This is a genomic window from Phenylobacterium sp. 58.2.17, assembly GCF_026411515.1.
Classification (GTDB): Bacteria; Pseudomonadota; Alphaproteobacteria; order Caulobacterales; family Caulobacteraceae; genus Phenylobacterium.
In genome coordinates, this window is record NZ_JAPMTQ010000022.1 from 38,945 (window position 1) to 58,863 (window position 19,919).

Annotated in this window: 15 protein-coding genes; 10 read left to right on the forward strand and 5 right to left on the reverse strand. The window is 70.0% G+C overall.

The genetic code is table 11. The features are described from left to right. Positions 1-47 precede the first annotated feature (47 nt). The 4 genes from OUA97_RS14420 (at position 48) to OUA97_RS14435 (ending at position 4,595) form a co-directional block, all read left to right on the forward strand. Positions 48-1,358, forward strand: a complete 1,311-nt coding sequence (locus OUA97_RS14420; RefSeq protein ID WP_267232646.1) for a hypothetical protein — start codon at positions 48-50, stop codon at positions 1,356-1,358. Continuing rightward, complete coding sequence (locus OUA97_RS14425; RefSeq protein ID WP_267232647.1) at positions 1,355-2,263, forward strand: site-specific tyrosine recombinase XerD; 909 nt, start codon at positions 1,355-1,357, stop codon at positions 2,261-2,263. The genes OUA97_RS14420 and OUA97_RS14425 overlap by 4 nt, the downstream gene beginning before the upstream one ends. Positions 2,264-2,526: 263 nt before the next feature. Beyond that, positions 2,527-3,489, forward strand: coding sequence for an acetyl-CoA carboxylase carboxyltransferase subunit alpha (locus OUA97_RS14430; RefSeq protein WP_267232649.1), 963 nt, complete (start codon positions 2,527-2,529; stop codon positions 3,487-3,489). A gap of 107 nt (positions 3,490-3,596) precedes the next feature. Then, positions 3,597-4,595 (forward strand): NAD(P)H-dependent flavin oxidoreductase, encoded by a 999-nt coding sequence (locus tag OUA97_RS14435; RefSeq protein WP_267232650.1) that lies wholly within the window; start codon positions 3,597-3,599, stop codon positions 4,593-4,595. Between the two features lie 114 nt (positions 4,596-4,709). On the opposite strand, the gene OUA97_RS14440 is transcribed toward OUA97_RS14435, so the two are convergent. Both OUA97_RS14440 and OUA97_RS14445 read right to left on the reverse strand, forming a co-directional pair. Further along, a complete protein-coding gene (locus tag OUA97_RS14440; RefSeq protein ID WP_267232651.1) occupies positions 4,710-7,643 on the reverse strand; it encodes a TonB-dependent receptor plug domain-containing protein in 2,934 nt (977 codons plus the stop codon). A gap of 301 nt (positions 7,644-7,944) precedes the next feature. After that, positions 7,945-8,952, reverse strand: coding sequence for a beta-eliminating lyase-related protein (locus OUA97_RS14445; RefSeq protein ID WP_267232652.1), 1,008 nt, complete (start codon positions 8,950-8,952; stop codon positions 7,945-7,947). A gap of 96 nt (positions 8,953-9,048) precedes the next feature. Here OUA97_RS14445 and OUA97_RS14450 point away from each other — a divergent pair, with 96 nt between their 5' ends. After that, positions 9,049-11,352 (forward strand): ATP-binding protein, encoded by a 2,304-nt coding sequence (locus OUA97_RS14450; protein ID WP_267232653.1) that lies wholly within the window; start codon positions 9,049-9,051, stop codon positions 11,350-11,352. Positions 11,353-11,475: 123 nt separating this feature from the next. On the opposite strand, the gene OUA97_RS14455 is transcribed toward OUA97_RS14450, so the two are convergent. After that, positions 11,476-12,618, reverse strand: coding sequence for an epoxide hydrolase family protein (locus tag OUA97_RS14455; RefSeq protein ID WP_267232654.1), 1,143 nt, complete (start codon positions 12,616-12,618; stop codon positions 11,476-11,478). A 110-nt stretch (positions 12,619-12,728) separates the two neighbouring features. After that, entirely contained in the window at positions 12,729-13,331 is a 603-nt protein-coding gene (locus tag OUA97_RS14460; RefSeq protein WP_267232655.1) for a TetR/AcrR family transcriptional regulator, read from the reverse strand. Between the two features lie 82 nt (positions 13,332-13,413). On the opposite strand from OUA97_RS14460, the gene OUA97_RS14465 reads away from it, so the two are divergent. The 5 genes from OUA97_RS14465 (at position 13,414) to leuA (ending at position 19,290) form a co-directional block, all read left to right on the forward strand. Continuing rightward, positions 13,414-14,463 (forward strand): DUF2855 family protein, encoded by a 1,050-nt coding sequence (locus OUA97_RS14465; protein ID WP_267232656.1) that lies wholly within the window; start codon positions 13,414-13,416, stop codon positions 14,461-14,463. A 24-nt stretch (positions 14,464-14,487) separates the two neighbouring features. Beyond that, a complete protein-coding gene (locus tag OUA97_RS14470) occupies positions 14,488-15,879 on the forward strand; it encodes a carotenoid oxygenase family protein (RefSeq protein ID WP_267232658.1) in 1,392 nt (463 codons plus the stop codon). Between the two features lie 213 nt (positions 15,880-16,092). After that, on the forward strand, positions 16,093-17,073 hold the full coding sequence (locus tag OUA97_RS14475; protein ID WP_267232659.1) for an NADPH:quinone reductase: 981 nt from the start codon (positions 16,093-16,095) through the stop codon (positions 17,071-17,073). Further along, positions 17,070-17,444: a DUF4440 domain-containing protein gene (locus tag OUA97_RS14480; protein ID WP_267232661.1), complete on the forward strand. Its 375-nt coding sequence runs from the start codon at positions 17,070-17,072 to the stop codon at positions 17,442-17,444. Before OUA97_RS14475 ends, OUA97_RS14480 begins: the two co-directional genes overlap by 4 nt. 178 nt (positions 17,445-17,622) lie before the next feature. Then, positions 17,623-19,290 carry a 2-isopropylmalate synthase gene (gene leuA, locus OUA97_RS14485; RefSeq protein ID WP_267232662.1) on the forward strand — a complete coding sequence of 556 codons (1,668 nt, stop codon included), beginning with the start codon at positions 17,623-17,625 and terminating at the stop codon, positions 19,288-19,290. Positions 19,291-19,518: 228 nt separating this feature from the next. Here the strand turns inward: leuA and OUA97_RS14490 are convergent. Next, on the reverse strand, positions 19,519-19,919 hold a 401-nt coding region (locus OUA97_RS14490), incomplete at its 5' end, for an energy transducer TonB (protein WP_267232663.1).

Consider the following 19,919-nt stretch of genomic DNA (forward strand, 5'->3'; position numbering starts at 1 on the left):
AGCATGTGCCTCGACGCCAAGTTGACCGTACTGCCATGAAGGTGAGGATGAGCCGCACGCTTACCGTCATGACGCTCGGCGCCCTGCTGATCGGCGCCGCTCCCGCCCTCTCCCAGCCCGCGGTCGAAGTCACGCCCCTGGCCGCGCCCGACGCGTTCTCCAACGGGGCGCGCGACACCGGCCTGCCGCCCGACCTGTGGCGCGGAGCCTCGGTGGAGACGGCGCGCACGGTGTTGCCGCTGCTGGCGGCCAGGCCGCTGTCGCCGGCCGCCGCGGCGCTGGCCCGAAGGGTGCTGGCGACGGGGGCGAACGGCCCGGAGGGCGCAGGGCAGGACCGCGAGTTGGCCGGCGCGCGGATCGCCGCGCTGATCGCCCAGGGCGGGATCAAGGACGCCGGCGCGATCCTGTCGCGGACCTCAGGCCTGGAGAGCAATCCGGTGATGGCGCAGGCCGGCGCCGAGGCGGCGCTGCTGGCGGGGCAGGACGAACGGGCCTGCGGCATCGCCGAGCGCCTGGCGAGCGGCCGCGAGGACGTCTACTGGCTGCGGCTGCGGGCCTATTGCCAGGCGCGCGACGGACAGACGGGGGCGGCGCGGCTGACCTTCGACCTGGCCCAAGGCGTGGCGCGGGATGCGACCTTCGGACGGCTGATGGGCGCCAAGCTGGCCGGGGCCGGCGATCCGGGGGCGGCCTCGCTGCGCAGCGGATTGGACTATGCGCTGTCGCGCAGCCTGGGGCTGGACCTGGCGGCCGCGACGCCGGCGCCGGCGGTGGCCGCGGCGCTGGCGGCCGGTGAGCCGGGACCGGCGAGCTGGAGCATCGAGGCCGGGCCGGGACCGCTGAAAGCGGCGATGGCGGCGGTGGCTGCGGGCGACCTGGCCGGGGCGCAGAGCCTGCGGGCCGGGCTGACAGCGGACGCCACGCCGGTCAACGAACTGGCGCTGCTCGACGCGCTGATCGCCGCGGCGAGCGGCAAGCCGGACGGGCCGACCCTGGACCGGCTGGTCGAGCGCGGCGCGGTCGAAGGCGCCAAGAGCCGCGGCAAGATGCAGAACGCGGCGATCCTGCTGGCGGCGCTGGGCGCGCCGATGACCCCGCAGGCCCGCGGCGAGTTCGCCAAGTTCGTCGGCGCCGAGGCCGGCAAGGCAAGCGTGGCGCGCGGCCTGGCGCTGGACCTGGCCGGCGAGGCGCGCCTGATGGGAGAAACCGCGTTGCTGGCGCTGTGGATCAGCGTCGAGGCGGGGCCTGCGGGACCTGCGACCGGCGACCGGGCGCGAATCGTGCGGGCGCTGCGGCTGGCCGGGCTGGACGCCGAGGCGCGAGCCTTCGCGGTCGAAGGGCTGCTGGCGCAACGATGAGCGGCGCAGACTGGATCGAGGCCTTCCTGGAGATGATGGCCGGCGAGCGGGCCAGCGCCAGGAACACCCTGACCGCCTACGGCAAGGACCTGGCCGACGCCCAGGCGTTCCTGAAAGGGCGCGGCGTGGACCTGAGCAACGCTGGGCCTGAACAGATCGAGGCCTATTTCGCCGCGCTCAGCGACCGCGGCATGTCGCCGGCGACGGCGGCGCGGCGGCGTTCGGCGGTGCGGCAGTTCTACCGCTTCGTGCTGGGCGAGGGCTGGCGGGCGGACGATCCCTCGCGGAGGGTCGACGCCCCCAAGAAGGGCCGGCCGCTGCCCAAGGTGCTGAGCCGGGCCGAGGTCGACGCGATCATCGCTGCGGCCGGGGCGCGGGACGGGGCGCAGGGGCTGCGGCTGGCCTGCATGGTCGAGCTGGCCTACGCCTCCGGCTTGCGGATTTCGGAGCTGACGGCGCTGCCGCTGGCGGTGCTGGCGCGCGACCCGGCCTATCTGATCGTCAAGGGCAAGGGCGGCAAGGAGCGGCTGGCGCCGCTGAACGACGCCGCGCGGGCGGCGGTGAAGGCCTATCTGGAAGTCCGCAAGGGGTTCCTGCCGAAGGGCGACGCGGCGAACCCGTGGCTGTTCCCGTCGCGCAGCAAGGCCGGGCGGCTGACGCCGCGGCGGTTCGCCCAGCTGTTGGACGAGGCGGCGGCCGACGCCGGAATCGATCCGGCCCGGGTCAGCCCGCACGTGCTGCGCCACGCCTTCGCGACCCATCTGCTGGAGGGCGGGGCCGACCTGCGGGTGGTGCAGAAGCTGCTCGGCCACGCCGACATCGCCACCACCCAGATCTACACCCACGTCGCCGGCGAGCGGCTGCGCGAGGTGGTGGCGAGCAAGCATCCGCTGGCGAAGAAGTAGGGCCGAACTCCAAACAGTGTCGTCCCGGAAGCCATGAAGCGGCCGCCTGGGACCCGTTCGCGCGGCGGCGAGGGCGGTCCTGGCGAGGCCCCTCGGCGGACTCCCTGGTCCGCAACAAAACGTGAGGTGGGCCGGCCCGTCGCGGGCGCGGGGCGCTGGCGGCTTGACGCAGGGCGCCTGATGGCTGTTCCTCGGGGTTGTGAGGCGGGCGCTTCGAGCCTAGTTTCCGCCGCTTCCGCAAACGGAAAGAGAAGATTCCTCGAATGGCCGCACACTATCTCGAGTTCGAGCGCCCCATCGCCGACCTCGAAGCGAAGATCGAGGAACTGTCCAAGCTGTCGGAGACGACCGGCTCGGGAACCCTGGACGCAGAGATCGAGGCGCTGCGCGCCCGCGCCCAGGAAGTCCGCCGCCAAGCCTATTCGAAGCTGGACGCCTGGCAGAAGACCCAGGTCGCGCGCCATCCGGACCGGCCGCACTTCATCGACTATGTCGGCGGGCTGATCGACGAGTTCGTCGAGCTGCGCGGCGACCGCAAGTTCGCCGACGACCAGGCGCTGATCGGCGGCCTCGGCCGGTTCCGCGGCCAGCCGGTGGTGGTGATGGGCCATGAGAAGGGCCGCGACACCGTCAGCCGGGTGAAGCACAATTTCGGCTATGCGCGGCCTGAGGGCTATCGCAAGGCCATTCGCCTGATGGAGCTGGCCGAGCGGTTCAACCTGCCGGTCATCAGCTTCGTCGACACCCCGGCCGCCTATCCGGGCGTCGGCTCGGAGGAACGCGGCGTGGCCGAGGCCATCGCCCGCTCGACCGAGAAGAGCCTGATGCTGGAGGTGCCGATGATCGCCATCGTCACCGGCGAGGGCGGCTCGGGCGGGGCGCTGGGCATCGCCTGCGGCAACCGGGTGCTGATCCTGGAGCACGCGATCTATTCGGTGATCCCGCCTGAGGGCGCCAACTCGATCCTGTGGCGCGGCGCGCGCACCGCCGAGGAAGCGGCCAAGGCGATGAAGATCACCGCCCAGGACCTGATCGGCATGAAGATCGTCGACCGGATCATCCCGGAGCCGCCGGGCGGCGCGCATTCCGACAAGGAGGCGATGGTCGCGGCGGTCGGCGAGGTGATCGCCGACGAACTGGCCAAGATCGCCGACATGAGCGCCGAGCAGCTGAAGAAGCAGCGCGCCGACCGCTTCTACGCCATCGGCCGCTCAGGCCTGCAGTAGGCGTGCGCTCGCGGCGCCCTCATCGAGGGCTGTGCGCCGTCACCTAGGGCTTGCCTGACGCGGCGTCGTAGGTTTTTGGTCGTCCAAACAGATGTTTGGAGGGCGCGATGGCCTTGAAGACCCGTTTCACCGAGCTCGTGGGCGTCGAGCACCCGATCGTCCAGGGCGGCATGCAGTGGGTCGGCCGCGCCGAGCTGGTCGCCGCGGTGGCGAACGCCGGGGGGCTGGGCTTCATCACCGCCCTGACCCAGCCGACGCCGGACGACCTGCGGCGTGAGATCGACCGCTGCCGCAAGCTGACGGACAAGCCGTTCGGCGTGAACCTGACCATCCTGCCGGCGATCACGCCGCCGCCCTATGCGGAGTACCGCCAGGCGATCATCGACGCGGGCGTGACGGTGGTGGAGACCGCCGGCTACAAGCCGCAGGAGCACGTCGACCACTTCAAGGCGCACGGCATCAAGGTGATCCACAAGTGCACGGCGGTCCGCCACGCGCTGTCGGCCGAGCGGATGGGCGTGGACGCGATCTCGATCGACGGCTTCGAATGTGCCGGCCATCCGGGCGAGGACGACATCCCCGGCCTGATCCTGATCCCGGCCGCGGCCGACAAGGTGAAGATCCCGATGATCGCCTCGGGCGGCTTCGGCGACGCGCGCGGCCTGGTCGCGGCGCTGGCCCTGGGCGCCGACGGCGTCAACATGGGCACCCGCTTCATGTGCACCAAGGAAAGCCCGATCCACCAGAAGGTGAAGGAGCAGATCGTCGCCAACGACGAGCGCGCCACCAACCTGATCTTCCGCACCATGCACAACACCGCGCGGGTGGCGAAGAACGCGGTCTCCGACGAGGTGGTGGCGATCGAGCGGCGCGGCGGCGCCAAGTTCGAGGACGTCAAGGACCTGGTCGCCGGCGCCCGCGGCAAGGTGGTCTACGAGGCCGGCGATCCCGAGCACGGCATCTGGTCGGCCGGCATGGTCCAGGGGCTGATCCACGACATCCCGTCCTGCGAGGAGCTGATCAGCCGCATCGTTCGCGAGGCCGAGGAGATCATCCACGGGCGCCTGGCCCGCCTCAGCACCGCTCGGCCGTCTGTTCCGGCCTAGGAGCAGGGCCCCAGCGCCGAAAAAGAAGAACCCGCCGGAGCGTGAGCTCCGGCGGGTTTTCTGTTGGGACCATCGGCCGCCCGCCCAGTGGGGTGGACGGGCGGCCTGCGGTTCCTAGTAGCGCAGGGTCGCACCCACGTAGAAGAAGCGCCCGCGGTTGTCGAAGTTCGACGAACCGGTGCCGGTGCCGGTGTAGGTTTCCGGCAGGTAGGGCGGGTTCTCGTCGGTGAGGTTGACGATGCCGCCGCGCACGGCGACCTGCTCGTTGACCTTGTACGAGGCGCGCAGGTCGTGGCTGTAGTAGTCGCCGGTGTAGTACGGCTCCAGCTGGGTCGGGGTGAAGGCCGTCGTCGAGGCCATCGAGCCGATGTAGTGGGTGGTCCAGGTCAACGACATGTCGTTGTAGTTCCACTGGACGCTGGCTTGCGCCTTCCACTCCGGAGTCGCGTTCGTGATGGTGTTCGCGAACTGGGTGTAGGCCTGGCCCGGCAGGCCCTGCTGGGCCCAGCGGTACATCCAGGTGGCGTCGGCGCGGAACAGCAGCTGACCCCACGACTTCTGGAACATCTCCTCGAAGTCGAGGCCGTACTGGACCGAGGCGTCGTAGCCCTCGACCTTCACCTTGGCGACGTTCTGGTTGGTCTGGATGACCTCGATCACGCCGCCCGCGACCGCGCCGCCGTTCGTGCCGGTCGGGTCACGAATGATCAGCGAGCAGAACGGGTTGGAGGCGTAGGCCTCGGTCGACTGGTAGCAGAGGTCCTGCAGCAGGGTGTTGATCGGGATGGTCCCGACCTGGTCGGCGATGTTGTACTTGAAGAAGTCGAGCGAGAACTGCAGGCGCGGAATCCAACGCGGCTGGACGACGACGCCGAGGTTGTAGGTGTTCGCCGTTTCCGGGCCGAGGTCCGGATTGCCGCCTTGCAGCAGCGGCAGCGACGGGCGGCCGGTGCCGAAGTTCGAGACGAAGGTCGCCGGGTTGTAGCCCGCGATCGCGGCCGAGCAGGTGGCCAGGCGCAGGGCCTTGTTGGCGGCGCTGGCGACGGCGTAGCTGTCCTTGTCGCAGGGATCGATGGCCGCGGTGGTGAAGTTGCGGCTCTGCGGCGAGTACAGTTCGACGATGTTCGGCGCGCGCACGGCGGTGCCCTGCGAGGCGCGGAAGCGGACGTCCTCGACCGGGGCCCATTCCAGGCGGACCTGGTACTGGTCGGTCTTGCCGATCGACGAGTAGTCGGCGATGCGGCCGGCGGCCTCGAAGGTCAGCTCCTGGGCGAACGGCAGGTCCTTCAGCAGCGGAACGCGCAGTTCGGCGTAGGCTTCCTTGGTGTCGTATTCGCCTTCACGGGTGCCGATGGCGTTGAAGAACAGAGCGCCCGAGGCGCCCAGGGCGTCCTGGGCGAAGAAGCTCTCTTCCTTGCGGTACTCCGCGCCCATGGCGAAACCAACCGGGCCGGCCGGCAGTTCGAACAGGTCCGCGCCGATGTTGGCGGCGACGACGGTTTGCTTAACCTCCTGGTCGGTGACGGAGCTGGCGTTGGTCCAGGCGACGGCGGCCTGGTTGGCGCCGTTGACCAGATCCCACGGCACGCAGCCGGCGGCGCGGGCGGCGACGTCGCGGCAGACGACCTGGCCGTTGACCAGGATCGCGTCGGTGGCCTGTTGGACCCGCTTGACGTTCGGGAGGTTGTACGAGGAGGTCGAGCCGGTGGTCTTGCCGAACTGAGCGTACCAATCCCAGTTGAACTTGCGCTCGAGCGCCGCGAATTCGCCTTCCATGCCGGCGACGACGCGGAGGGTCTCGCGCTCGGACTTGACGTCACGGCCGCCGAACTCGGTCCAGAACTTGCCGACCTGGGCGGTGGAGCCGGTGGTCAGGGTTTTGCCGGCTGCGAGCCATTCGGCGCGCAGGGCCTCGGCGGTGGCGCCGGCCCCGTTCAGGAAGGCGTTGTCGCCCTTCAGGGCCACCGGCATGGTGCCGCCGCCCTGGGCGTTGGAGAACGCCGGCTGGAAGAAGCCGTAGCCGTCGACCTTGGAGTAGGTGACGTCCAGGAACGCCTTGACGTTGTCGGTGACGCGGTAGTCGGCGTAGCCGCGGATGGTGCCGCGCTGCGACTTGGCCTGCAGGGCGTTGAGCGAGGCCGAGTAGAACAGGGCGTCGTCCTGGCAGGTCGGCTGCACGGCCGGGGTCGAGCAGGGGGCGCTGAGGCGCACGACCTGCGAGGGATTGCGGTAGTCGAGGGTGACCGCGCGGGCCACGCCGAGCGCGCCCGGCAGCAGTTGGAAGGTCGCGGTCGGGGCGGTGTTCGACTTGCTGGCCGGGATCACCGTTTGCGGGTTGGCCAGGGTGTTGCGGCGGATGCCCGGATAGCCCCAGTCACGGTCGCGCTGGAAGATCGGCTCTTCGCGCGAGACTTCGCCGCCGACCAGGATATTCAGGCGGTCGTCCAGCAGCTTCGTGCCGTACATGCCCGAGATGCGGAAGGTCTCGCCGTCGCCTTCCTGCGAGGCGCCGACCTGGCCCTCGATCTGAAGGCCGTCGAATTCCTTCTTCATGATCAGGTTGACGACGCCGGCGATGGCTTCCGAGCCGTAGACCGCCGAGGCGCCGCCGGCGACGGTTTCCACGCGGTCGACCATCATGGCCGGCAGCAGGTTCATGTCGACGGCCGGCGAGGAGGCGTCGGAGAACACGATGCGGCGCCCGTCCTGCAGCACCAGGGTGCGCGTCGGGCCAAGGCCGCGGATGTCGGCGCGGGCCTGACCGGCCAGGAACAGGGTCGAGGAGGTGTTCTGCGAGTTGCTGGCCGCGTTGATCATCGGCAGGTCCATCAGCATGTCGCCCAGCGACACGGACCCGGAGGCGACGATCTGTTCGGAATCGATGGTGGCCAGCGGCACCGGAGCGTTGAAGGTGTCGCGGCGGATGCGCGAACCGGTGACGACGATCTCGTCAACGGCGACTTGCTCCTGCGCGGAAGCAATAGCGGGCACGGCGAAACTGGTCGCCGCGACGGAGCCGAGCAGTACGGCTCGAAGCGCGTTCTTCATGGGAACTTTCAATCTGGCCCCCCGGCCTGAATGAGGAAGAGGGCCCCGGTGGGTCGCCGGAGCCGCGGTTACTCGGCCGTATCTCAACGTCAGATTGTTACGCACGCTGTTGCGATTGTGACGATTCTGCGTCCCGAAAACGGCGAGTTGACTGCTTCCACGCCGGTGTTTCGCCTGCAACGAAAAAGTCACGCATACGTAACAATGCGTATCGTGATGTATCAGGATGGCTAGATGTGCGGCGATCGCGACACACTTGTGACGCGGTGCGAGCTTGGCCTTGCGGCGTAGAAAGTCGGACTCAGGCGATGGCCTTGAGCGTGGCGCCGAGCTCCTCGACGCTGTCCGGGGTGACGGCCCACGAACACATGAAGCGCACCGAGCCGTCGAGGAACCGATAGGCGAACCAGCCGGCGGCGTGGAGGCGGCCAAGCGTCGCATCGTCCATCTCGACGAACACGGCGTTGGCCTCGACCGGGTGGCGCACCGGGAAGGGCGACAGCTCGGCCAGCCGCCGGGCCATGGCGTTGGCGTGGGCGGCGCGGGCGACGAAGGCCCCGCTCTCCAGCATGCCGATGAACGGGGCGGCGTAGAAGCGGCCCTTGGAGGGCAGCTGGCCCGACTGCTTGAGTCTGGCGTCGAAGCGGCGGGCGAGCGTGCGGTCGAAGATCACCACCGCCTCGGTGGCGGTCATGCCGGCCTTGGTCCCGCCGACCACCAGGATGTCGACGCCCAGCGAGCCGATGGCCTTGAGGTCGAAGCCGGCCGCCGCGGCGTTGGCCAGCCGCGCGCCGTCGAGATGGACCGACAGGCCCTTGGCCTTGGCAGGGGCGGTGAGGGCGGCGACCTGCTCGACCGAATAGACCGTGCCGTACTCGGTGGCGTTGGTCAGCGACAGGGCGACGGGGAACTGGCGGTGGGCCATGTCGGGCTGGGCCAGCGGGCCGGCCAGGGCGGCGGGATCGATGCGGCCCGAGGCGCCGGGCAGGCCCACCAGCCCCAGGCCCTGGCCGAAGAAGCCCGGGGCACCGGTCTCGTCGGTGCAGATGTGGGCGTGCTTGTGCGCCAGCACCGCCTCGAACGGGCGGCAGAGCGCGGCCAGGGCGATGGCGTTGGCGGCGGTGCCGGAGGCGACGAAGCGGACCTCGGCGTCGGCGTCCAGCAGGGCGCGGACGGCGTCGGCGGCGCGGGCGCTGACCGCGTCGGTCCCGTAGCCGGAGGTGAACCCGGTATTGGCGGCGACCAGCGCCTCGATCGCTTCGGGCGCGGCGGGAGCGGTGTTGTCGGAGGCGAAATCGTAGCGGGCCATGCGCGTCCTTCGTAGCGCGGCCTCAGGTCACGGCGAAACCCGGAGTTTTCTGGTTTTTTCATAGACACCGAGCATGCTGGCTCTGGGGGGAGCTTTATGGGTGGTTCGAAGGCGGTCGACCTGACCTCGCGGTTGGCGAGCGTGGCCCGACTGACGCCGCATGCAGTGGTGCTGTGCGATCCGGCCGGGCGGATCGACTGGGTCAATGACGGCTTCACAGCCATGACCGGCTATGAGTTCGACGAGGTGAAGGGGCGCACCCTGGCGCAGGTGCTGCGCAGCCCCGAGGGCGATCCCGAAACCTGGGCGATGATCGACGCCGCTGCGGCGGTCGGCGAGGGCTTCCGCGCCGAGGTCGTCGATCAGACCAAGGACGGGCGGCGGATCCATGTCGACGTCGACATGCGACCGAGCTATTCGGCCGACGGCGTCCTGGACGGCTTCATCGTGATCACCGCCGACATCTCGGCCGCGCACGCCACCCGCGAGCGGCTGAAGTCCACCTCGCTGGCGCTGAAGTCGGCGGGCCGGCTGGCGCGGCTCGGCGGCTGGGAAGTCGATCTCGAAGCGCAGGTCGTGCACTGGAGCCCGGAGCTGGCCGAGCTGTTCGGGCGCCCCATGGTCGACGACCAAACGGCGTCGCTGGCCGTCTACGCCGAGGACGACCACGAGGCGGTGCTGGAGCACCTGCGGCAGGCGATCGCCACCGGCATTCCGATCGACTTCGAGGCCCGGGCGCGGACGGCCGACGGCGCTCCGATCTGGCTGCGGGTGATGGGCGAGACGCAGATGGTCGACGGCCGCTGCGTGGCGCTGCATGGCGCCAGCCAGGACGTCACCGCCCAGCGCGAGGCCACCGCAGAGTTGCGCGAGTCCGAGCGGTTCGGCCGGGGGGTGATCGACAGCGTCGCGGCCTATCTTGCGGTCATTGACGAGCAGGGCGTGATCATCGCCGCCAACTCGGCCTTCAAGGCGCTGGGCGCCGAGCTGCTGGGGGTCGACGTCTATCCGATGGGGCGCAACCTGTTCGGCGTATTCGGCGGCCTGTCGGGCGGCAAGGCGCTGGTGCGCGGGGTGCGTTCGGTGATCGCCGGGGAGGCGGCCAGCTTCTCGCGCGCCTACCAGGCGAATGACGGCGAGTGGTTCCGGCTGACCGCCGCGCGGTTCCAGGGCGAGGGGCCGGTGCGCTGCGTGGTGGTCACCCAGTCGATCGAGGACCTGAAGCGCTCTGAGCGGCGGCTGAAGGTGGTCAACGCTTCGCTCAAGCGGGCCCGCGACCAGGCCAACGCGGCCAACGTCGCCAAGTCGGCGTTTCTGGCGACCATGAGCCACGAGATCCGCACGCCGCTGAACGGGGTGCTGGGCATGGCCCAGGCGATGGAGCGCGACGAGCTGTCGGCCCGCCAGCGCGAACGGCTGGGGGTGGTGCGCCAGGCCGGCGAGACCCTGCTGGTGCTGCTGAACGACTTGCTGGACCTGTCGCGGATCGAGGCCGGGCGGCTGGAGCTGGAAGACGGGGTGGTCGACGTCGCAGCCCTGATGCAGGGGGCGCAGTCGACCTTCGGCCCGCTGGCGGCCGAGAAGGGGCTCGCCCTGGAGCTGGAGGTCGAGCCGGCGTTGAAGGGCGTGTGGGTCGGCGATCCCACCCGTGTTCGCCAGATCGTGCACAACCTGATCTCCAACGCGGTGAAGTTCACGGCCGCGGGCTGGGTGCGGGTGCGGGCCCTGCGCCGGGCCGGCAAGCTGGTGATCGAGGTCGCCGACACCGGACCGGGCATCGCCGCCGAGCGTCAGGGGGCGCTGTTCCAGAAATTCGTGCAGGAGGACGCCTCGACCACCCGGCGCTATGGCGGATCGGGGCTGGGGCTGGCGATCTGCCGCGAGCTGACCGAGCTGATGGGCGGGACCATCGCGGTGGCCTCGCAGCCCGGCGAGGGGGCGAGGTTTACGGTGACGCTGCCGCTGGTGCGGGCCAAGGCCGCGCCGCAGACGGCGCCCGAGGCGGCGGTCGTCGCTCCGGCCGGCGAGGTGCGGGTGCTGGCGGCCGAGGACAACCCTATCAACCGGCTGGTGCTGAAGACCTTGCTCAGCCAGGTGGGCGTCGAGCTGCGCTGTGTCGAGGACGGCGCAGCGGCGGTGGCGGCCGCGCAGGAGGGCGGCTGGGACGTGATCCTGATGGACGTGCAGATGCCGGTGATGGACGGGCCGAGCGCCGCGCGGGCGATCCGCGAGCGCGAGGCCGAGCAGGGGCTGTCGCGCACGCCGATCATCGCCCTGACCGCCAACGCCATGGCTCACCACGAGGCCGAATATCTGGCCGCCGGCATGGACGTGCTGGTGCCCAAGCCGGTGGAGCTGGAGCGGCTGATCGGCGCGATCGCCGCGGTGATGGAGAGGTAGAGCTCTCCCGGAAACCCCACTCGCTCGGCGACCGGGAAGCAAGCGATGCTGGCTCCCGTCCGGCGCGATCAGGTGTTCATGGGGCCGGGACAGCCGCTGCGCGGCTTCCGGGGTGACACGATGCTAGTGCTCCCGGCCCCAGGCCTGCACGTCGGCGACGAAGAGGTCGGGTTCCTCCATGGCGGCGAAGTGGCCGCCGCGCGGCTGGTCGGTCCAGCGCACGATGTTGTAGGCGCGCTCGGCCCAGCCGCGTGGCGGGGCGGTGTAGAGCGGCTCGCCCGGGAAGTTGGCGAAGGCGGTCGGGGTTTCGCAGCGCTGGCCCTCGGCCAGGGCGACGCCGCCTTCCTCGAGGAAACCGCGATAGTACCAGGCGCCGGTCGTGAAGCTGCCGGTCATCACATAGAGCATGATGTTGGTCAGCAGCTTGTCCTTGGGGTGGACCTGGTCGAAGGGCTTTTCGCGCAGGTCCGACCAGTCGTGGAACCGCTCGGCGATCCAGGCGGCCTGGCCGACCGGGTTGCCCGCGCCCATCCAGGCCAGGGACTGCGGCTTGGAGGCCTGGAGCCGGAAGTAGGCGCCCATCAGCTCCATCATCTGGCCCTGGCGGGTCAGCCAGGCGACTTCGGCCTCGTCCTTGGGGCCGCCGAACGGGCGCAGGGCCATCATGTTGAGGTGGATGGCGCGGACGTGGCCGCCGTGCTCATGGCCGAGCCAAGAGGTGATCATGGCCCCCCAGTCGCCGCCCTGGGCGAGATAGCGGTCATAGCCCAGCACCTTCGTCATCAGGGTGTTGAACAGCCGCGCGGTGGTGCGCTGGCCGATCGGGCGGACCGGCTTGGACGAGAACCCAAAGCCCGGCAGCGAAGGGATCACCAGGTCGAAGGCGTCCTTCGGATCGCCGCCGAAGCGGCTGGGGAAGGCGAGCTTCTCGATGGAGCCCCAGAACTCGTAGTGCGAGCCCGGCCAGCCGTGGCTCAGCAGCAGCGGCCGCTGGCCGCCGGCCTCGCCGACCACGTGCACGAAGTGGAGGTCGTAGTCCTCGACCCTGGCGGTGAACTGGGGGAAGCGGTTGAGGTCGGCCATCGCCGCGCGCCAATCGTAGGCGCCGGTCCAGTGGGCGCAGAGCTCCTTGAGATAGGCGCCGTCGCAGCCATAGGCCCAGCCGTCGGGAACCTCGGGGATCGGCGGCCACGGATAGGCGCGGACCTGATCCAACACCGCCTGCACGGCCTCGTCGCTCCAGGCGACCTCGAACGGTTGAACCACGTGACCCATCTCCCCTGATCGTTGGGCGGAAGATGGGGGACTTGCCCCAAGGGGCGTCAACACGAATTCCTCCCCTGCGTAGCGGGGAATGGGGAGGGCGAGGGGGAGGTCTACGCCCCCGGCCGCAGGCCCTTGGCGAGGGTATGGCCGAGCTGGCGGTTGATGATGCGGGCCATGCCCTTGGGCAGCTTGCCGGCCAGTTCCAGGGTCACCGCCCCGTGGGTGGCGGCCCAGTACATGCGGCCGATCTCCTCGGGATCGCCTTCCATGACGCCGGCCTCGACCAGGCCCTTGATGTAGGCCGAGCGCATGGCGTTGGCCCGCGAGGCGGCGGCGACCAGCTCGGGATAGTCCTGCTCGTGCGGCTGGTTGAGGTCGAACATCAGCTTGTAGGTCTGCGGGTGCTCGAAGGCGAAATTCAGATAGGCCTCGCCCACCGCCGAGCTCTTGGCCTTGGCGCTGCCCTGGGTGTGGGCGAGCGCGGTCTCCAGCGCCTCGGCGAAGCGGTTGAAGCCGTTGGTGCGCACCGCCGCCAGGATGTCTTCCTTGTCGGTGAAGTACCGGTAGGGGGTCATCGGACTGACCCCCAGCTCGGCGGCCAGCTGGCGCATGGTCACCGCGTCCGGTCCCTTTTCGGCGAACAGCTTCTCAGCCGCGTCGCACAGGCGTTCGCGGAAGTCGGCGACATCGGACTCGGAGAGGACGCGGGGCATCGGTAAAATCGACCCAAAAGAAAGTGCTTGTCCTGGGTTAGCTCTTACGCAATAAATTTACAATGTAAAAGGCGAGGAAGCGATGTCGGACTGGGATGTGCTCGTTGCGCGGGACGATCTGCGCCATGTCGAGGTGCGCGACGCCGCGCCGCGGGCGCCGCTGGCGGACGGCGAGGTCCGGCTGGAGGTCGAGCGTTTCGCGCTGACCGCCAACAACATCACCTATGGCCTGATCGGCGAGGCGTTCGGCTATTGGAAGTTCTTCCCGGCCGAGGGCGGACTGGGCCGCATTCCGGTCTGGGGCTTCGCGCGGGTGGTGGAATCGCAGGCGGCGGACACGCCCGTCGGCTTGCGGGTGTTCGGCTACCTGCCGATGTCGAGCAGCTTCACGGCGCGGCTGGCGCGCAAGGGCGGCGGCTATGTCGACACCTCCGCCCACCGGGCCGAGCTGCCGCCGACCTACAACGCCTATGCCGAGGCGCCCGAAGAGGCGATGGACGACCATCGGGCGCTGCTGCGGCCGCTGTTCATGACCTCGTGGCTGCTGGACGACTTCCTGTCCGAGGACGCGTCCGTGAAGACGCTGGTGCTGTCGAGCGCGTCGAGCAAGACGGCGATGGGTCTGGCCTGGTTCGCGCGGCGGCGCGGCGTGCCGGTGGTGGGCCTGACCTCGCCGGGCAACGCCAAGACCCTGGGGGCGCTCGGCCTCTACGACCGCATCGTCCCCTATGGCGAGGCGGGCGCGCTGAAGGTCGAAGGGCCGGCGGTCTATGTCGACTTCGCCGGCGACGCGCAGGTGAACGAGACGATCCACAGCGCCCTGGGCGAGAGCCTGGCCCGCAGCATCATCGTCGGCGGCACGCACTGGAGCGGCGATCGCGCGCCGCGCGCGCTGCCCGGCCCGCAGCCGGTGCTGTTCTTCGCCCCCGACCAGATCCGCAAGCGGGCGGCCGAGTGGGGTCCCGAGGAGCTGGACCGGCGGTTCGCCGCGGCGCTGCGTGAGTTCGTGGCCGACGCCAGCTGGCTGAAGCTCAAGCGATCGACGGGCCCCGAGGGGCTTCTGGCCGCCTATCGCGAGGTGCTGGAAGGCCGTGCGCGGCCCGACGAGGGACATATCATTCGACCGGCGTGAGGCCGGCGTCAGAGGAGGAAGACCATGGACGGCGATGCCCGCATCAACCCCTATCTGTCCGGTAACTTCGCGCCGGTCCGCAGCGAGGACGACTTCGAACTGACGGTGATCGGCGAGATCCCCAAGGGTCTGCGCGGAACGCTCTACCGCACCGGGCCCAATCCGCAGTTCGAGCCGCGCGGCGAGTACCACTGGTTCTCCGGCGACGGGATGATCCACGCCTTCCATGTCGAGGACGGCAAGGTCAGCTACCGCAACCGCTATGTGCGTACGCCCAAGTGGGAGGCGGAGAACGCCGCCGGCCGGGCGCTATGGGGCGCGTTCGGCAACCCGGCGACCACCGATCCCAGCGTGCTGGGCAAGGACAGCGGCGGGGTGGCCAACACCAATATCGTCTTCCACGCCGGCAAGCTGCTGGCGCTGGAGGAGGGGCACCTGCCCTTCGAGATGCAGCCGCGGACGCTGGAGTCCAAGGGGCCGGTCGAGCCGTACAAGGGACGGGTCACGGCGCACCCGAAGATCGACCCGAAGACCGGCGAGATGGTCTGGTTCGGCTATGGGATCGGGCCGATGCCGTTCGGCACGGGGATCAGCTACGGCGTGACCGACGCGACCGGCAAGGTGGTGCGGCGCGACGACTTCGAGGCGCCCTATTCCTCGATGATCCACGACTTCCTGGTCACCGACAACTACGTGCTATTCCCGGTGCTGCCGCTGACCGGCAGCCTGCAGCGGGCGATGAGCGGCCTGCCGGCCTTCGCCTGGGAGCCCGACAAGGGCAGCCATGTGGCGGTGATGCGCCGCGACGCCGACGTCTCGACCATCCGCTGGTTCAACGCGCCGCCGTCCTACGTCTTCCACCCGATGAACGCCTGGGAAGAGGACGGCAAGATCATCGCCGACGTGTTCCGCTACGACAGCGCCCCGCTGTTCCCGAACGCCGACGGCTCGCCGGGCGCCAAGTCGGCGGCGCGGCTGGTGCGCTGGACCTTCGACCTGACGGGGAACTCGGACGCCATCAAGGAAGAGGCGATCGACGACCTGGACGGCGAGTTCCCGCGCTTCGACGAGCGTCATGCGGGCCTGGCCTATCGCCACGGCTGGTACGCGGCCGATCCGTCGGGGGCCAAGACCATCAAGCAGACGGCGATCGCGCACCTGGACCTGAAGACCGGCAAGCGCCAGGTCTACGAGCTGAGCGGCGGCGACATGACCTCGGAGCCGGTGTTCACCCCGCGCTCGGACAGCGCCGACGAAGGCGACGGCTGGGTGACGGCCGTGGTCTGGCGGGCGGCGGAGAACCGCAGCGACTTCCTGGTGTTCGACGCCCAGGACATCGCCAAGGGCCCGATCGGGACCGCGCAGCTGCCGCGGCGGGTGCCGTTCGGGTTCCACGGGAACTGGGTGTCGGAGTAGGGGCGACCTCGAGTGTCATCCCGGAAAGCGCGAAGCGCTTGTCCTGGACCCATTCGCGCGATGCGTGGAGCGCTTGGCGCCGACTGAGACGGCATCTGCGCCATCTGGTGGTCATGGGGCCCGGTTTCGGTGGCGCCGAAACCGGGATGACACCTTCTTTTCCACCTGCGCCTCCCCTAGACCTGTCCTCCTGAACGAGACGCGGGAGGGGCCATGCGGGCGATCTGGTACGAGCGGACGGGGCCGGCGCGCGAGGTGCTGGAACTGGGCGAGCGCCCGACGCCGCAGGCCGGGCACGGCCAGGCGCTGATCCGGGTGCGGGCCTCGGGCGTCAATCCGTCCGACGCCGGGATGCGGGCGGGGCCTGCGCCGATGGCCTATCCGCGCATCACCCCCAACAGCGACGGGGCCGGCGTGGTCGAAGCGGTGGGCTCAGGCGTCTCCGAAGCCTGGGTCGGCAAGCGGGTGTGGTTCTACAACGGCCAGCGCAACGGCCGGGCGTTCGGCTCGGCGGCCGAGTACATCGAGCTGGACGTCGACCTCTTGAGCGAACTGCCGGACGCGGTGTCGTTCGCGGAAGGGGCGACCCTGGGCATCCCGTGCATGACCGCCCATCGCAGCCTGTTCCTGGCAGGTCCCGTGCAGGGCCGCACGGTGCTGGTCACCGGCGGGGCGGGCGCGGTCGGCCACTATGCGGTGCAGCTGGCCGCCTGGGCCGGGGCGAGCGTGATCGCCACCGTCAGCTCGGAGGAGAAGGCGCAGTGGGCCCGCGCGGGCGGCGCCCACCACGTCATCGACTATCGCCGCGAGGACGTCGCCGCGCGGGTGCGCGAGCTGACCGGCGGCGAGGGCGTGCATCACGTGGTCGAGGTCGACTTCGGCGGCAACCTGGCCTCGACCTTGGCCAGCGTGCGGCTGAACGGCTCGATCGCCTTCTACGCCACCAAGGGAAACCGCGAGCCGGTGGTTCCGGCGGGGGCGGCCATGGGCCTCAATCTGCAGATCAACAGCGTCTACCTGCCGGTGTCGCCGCACGAGGCGCGGCGCCGGGCTCAGGCCGACATCACCCGCTGGATCGGGACCGGCGAGCGCATGCTGTCGGTAGCCGGGCGCTTTCCGCTGGAGGACTGCGCCGGGGCGCACGAACTGGTCGAGAGCGGCGGCAAGGTCGGCACCGTGGTGGTCGAGCCGTGACCGCGCCGCAAGACGCCATCCGCGCGCGCCGCAAGCTGACCAACAAGCTGATCGCCGCCCATGACGCGCCGCGCCTGAAGCCGTTCTTCGCAGCCGACGCCAACCTGATCTCGGGCGAGGGCGGGCTCCTGATGGGCGCGGCCGCGATCATCGCCGCCTTCGAGGCGCAGTTCGCCGATCCGAGCTTCGTGACCTATCTGCGCACGACCGAGAGCGTGACCCTGGCGAGCGACGGGATGCGCGCCGCCGAGGCCGGGACCTGGCTGGCGACCTGGAAAGACCAGACCGCGACCGGGCCCTATCTGGCCGCCTGGAAGAAGGTGGTCGGCCAGTGGGTGATCGAGAGCGAGACGTTCGTCACGGTGGGCTGACACCGCCGCAAGGTTGAACCGCGCGCGGGCGGCGGCTAAGAAGGGGCATGGTTCGCACCTTTGCAGCCCTTCTTGCGCGACTTACCGGCGGCCGCCGGACCTAGACGGCTGCCCCGGCGGCGGCACGCCAGCCTCATCGACATTCGTACCTGCCTGCCTCGTTAGAGAGAGCCGCACCATGCTGCGCGACCCATCCGTCAAATATCGTCCGTTCCCCCAAGTCGACCTGCCCAACCGCCAGTGGCCGTCGAAGACCATCACCAAGGCGCCGCGTTGGCTGTCGACCGACCTGCGCGACGGCAACCAGGCGCTGGCCGACCCGATGAACGCCGAGAAGAAGCAGCGCTTCTTCGACCTGCTGGTCGGCATCGGGGCCAAGGAGATCGAGGTCGGCTTTCCTTCGGCCGGGGCCACCGAGTTCGACTTCATCCGTGGACTGATCGAGCAGGGCCGCGTGCCCGACGACGTGATGATCCAGGTGCTGACCCAGTCGCGGCGCGACCTGATCGAGACCAGCTTCGCGGCCCTGGAGGGCGCGCGGACGGCCACCGTGCACCTCTACAACGCCGTCTCGCCGGTCTGGCGCGAGGTGGTGTTCGGCCTGGACCGGGCCGGCGTGAAGGCGCTGGCGGTCGAGGGCGTCAGCATCATGCGCGAGCAGGCCGAGCGGCGACCGGGCACGGACTGGCGCTATGAGTACAGCCCCGAGACCTTCTCGACCGCCGAACTGGAGTTCAGCCTGGAGGTCTGCGAGGCGGTGCTGGACGTGCTGGAGCCGACGCCGGAGAAGCCGGTGATCCTGAACCTGCCGGCGACGGTGGAGGCGGCCAGCCCCAATATCTACGCCGACCAGATCGAGTGGATGTGCCGTCACATCTCGCGGCGCGACAGCGTGGTGATCTCGCTGCATCCGCACAACGACCGCGGCACCGGGGTGGCGGCGGCCGAGCTGGGGCTGATGGCCGGCGCCGACCGCATCGAGGGCTGCCTGTTCGGCAACGGCGAGCGCACCGGCAATGTCGACTTGGTGACCCTGGCGCTGAACCTCTACACGCAAGGCGTCGATCCGGGGCTGGACTTCTCGGACATGGAGACGGTGGTGAAGACCGTCGAGTACTGCAACCAGCTGCCGGTCCACCCGCGCCATCCCTATGCCGGCGAGCTGGTGTTCACGGCGTTTTCGGGCAGCCACCAGGACGCGATCAAGAAGGGTTTCGAGGCGCAGGCCAAGCGCAATGACCAGCTGTGGGCCATGCCCTACCTGCCGATCGATCCGGCCGACCTGGGCGGCAGCTACGAGGCGGTGATCCGGGTCAACTCGCAGTCCGGCAAGGGCGGCGTCGCCTGGGTGCTGCAGCAGGACAAGGGCCTGAAGCTGCCCAAGCCGATGCAGGCGCACTTTAGCCGCGCGGTGCAGCAACTGGCCGACGAGACCAGCCGCGAGCTGGCCACGGCCGACATCTGGGAGGCGTTCCAACGGGCCTACCACCTGACCCCGGGACAGAAGTTCGAGCTGGCGAGCTTTGAAGAGTCCGGCGTCTCGCGCGTCGACGGCCAGCGGGTGTTCGTCGGCCAGCTGCGGCTGGATGGCCGCGAGATGACCATCCGCGGGCGCGGCAATGGGCTGCTTTCCAGCCTGCTGGCGGCGCTGGAGGCCGACTGCGGGCTGAAGCTCGACGTCGCCGATTTCCAGGAGCACGCGATCGGGGCCGGCAGCGACGCCATGGCTGCGGCCTATGTCCAGTGCCGCACGGCCGACGGGCGCACGGTGTTCGGGGTAGGCATGGACGCCGACGTGGCGACCGCCTCGGTGCGCGCCGTGCTGAGCGCGGCGAACGGGGTGTAGGGTGCCATTGCTCCCCCTCTGGGGGAGCTGGCCGCCGAATGGCGGACTGAGGGGGACTTCCGACTCAGCAGGCCCCCTCCGTCTCGCGGCTGCGCCGCGATCCACCTCCCCCAGCGGGGGAGTAATTTTTATCGCTCATCCGGGTGAAGGCCGGGGTCCAGCGCGTCGACCGAACCGGTGACCGACTCCAAGCACGGTCGTGGGCCTCGGCCTTCGCCGGGAGGAGCGTCAGCGGGTGAGGAAGAACTCCACGGGGGTGGAGACCTCGATTCGTTCGCCGCGCACGCTGTGCGGGGCGCCAGGGAAGGGGTTGGAGCGGTCCAGCATGGCCATGGCCTCGGCGTCGAGGCTGGCGTAGCCGGACGAGCGGACGACGTCGCCGCCGAGCAGCCAGCCCTGGCGGTCGACCGCGAAGTGGACATGCACGATACCTTCCTCACGACGCATGCGCGCGCGCTTGGGATAGGTCTTGTGCGCCTCCAGCCAGGCGCGCAGGCGCGAGGCGTAGTCGGTGCTGACGCCGTTCCTGGCGTCGATGTCGAGGCCGTCGCGGGTTCCCTGCCGCTGAGCCGGCGCGGCCTGGGCCGGCGGCCCGGAGGCGGCGGCGACCTGCGGCGGTGCGGGCGAGG

What these genes read in the sequence shown, in the direction of transcription:
- OUA97_RS14445 (WP_267232652.1), bottom strand. Translation starts at nt 8,952, where the DNA reads ATGGCCCGCTACGATTTCGCCTCCGACAACACCGCTCCCGCCGCGCCC.
- OUA97_RS14460 (WP_267232655.1), bottom strand. Translation starts at nt 13,331, where the DNA reads ATGCCCCGCGTCCTCTCCGAGTCCGATGTCGCCGACTTCCGCGAACGC.
- OUA97_RS14470 (WP_267232658.1), top strand. Translation starts at nt 14,488, where the DNA reads ATGGACGGCGATGCCCGCATCAACCCCTATCTGTCCGGTAACTTCGCG.
- OUA97_RS14440 (WP_267232651.1), bottom strand. Translation starts at nt 7,643, where the DNA reads ATGAAGAACGCGCTTCGAGCCGTACTGCTCGGCTCCGTCGCGGCGACC.
- OUA97_RS14435 (WP_267232650.1), top strand. Translation starts at nt 3,597, where the DNA reads ATGGCCTTGAAGACCCGTTTCACCGAGCTCGTGGGCGTCGAGCACCCG.
- OUA97_RS14425 (WP_267232647.1), top strand. Translation starts at nt 1,355, where the DNA reads ATGAGCGGCGCAGACTGGATCGAGGCCTTCCTGGAGATGATGGCCGGC.
- OUA97_RS14465 (WP_267232656.1), top strand. Translation starts at nt 13,414, where the DNA reads ATGTCGGACTGGGATGTGCTCGTTGCGCGGGACGATCTGCGCCATGTC.
- OUA97_RS14420 (WP_267232646.1), top strand. Translation starts at nt 48, where the DNA reads ATGAGCCGCACGCTTACCGTCATGACGCTCGGCGCCCTGCTGATCGGC.
- OUA97_RS14475 (WP_267232659.1), top strand. Translation starts at nt 16,093, where the DNA reads ATGCGGGCGATCTGGTACGAGCGGACGGGGCCGGCGCGCGAGGTGCTG.
- leuA (WP_267232662.1), top strand. Translation starts at nt 17,623, where the DNA reads ATGCTGCGCGACCCATCCGTCAAATATCGTCCGTTCCCCCAAGTCGAC.
- OUA97_RS14430 (WP_267232649.1), top strand. Translation starts at nt 2,527, where the DNA reads ATGGCCGCACACTATCTCGAGTTCGAGCGCCCCATCGCCGACCTCGAA.
- OUA97_RS14450 (WP_267232653.1), top strand. Translation starts at nt 9,049, where the DNA reads ATGGGTGGTTCGAAGGCGGTCGACCTGACCTCGCGGTTGGCGAGCGTG.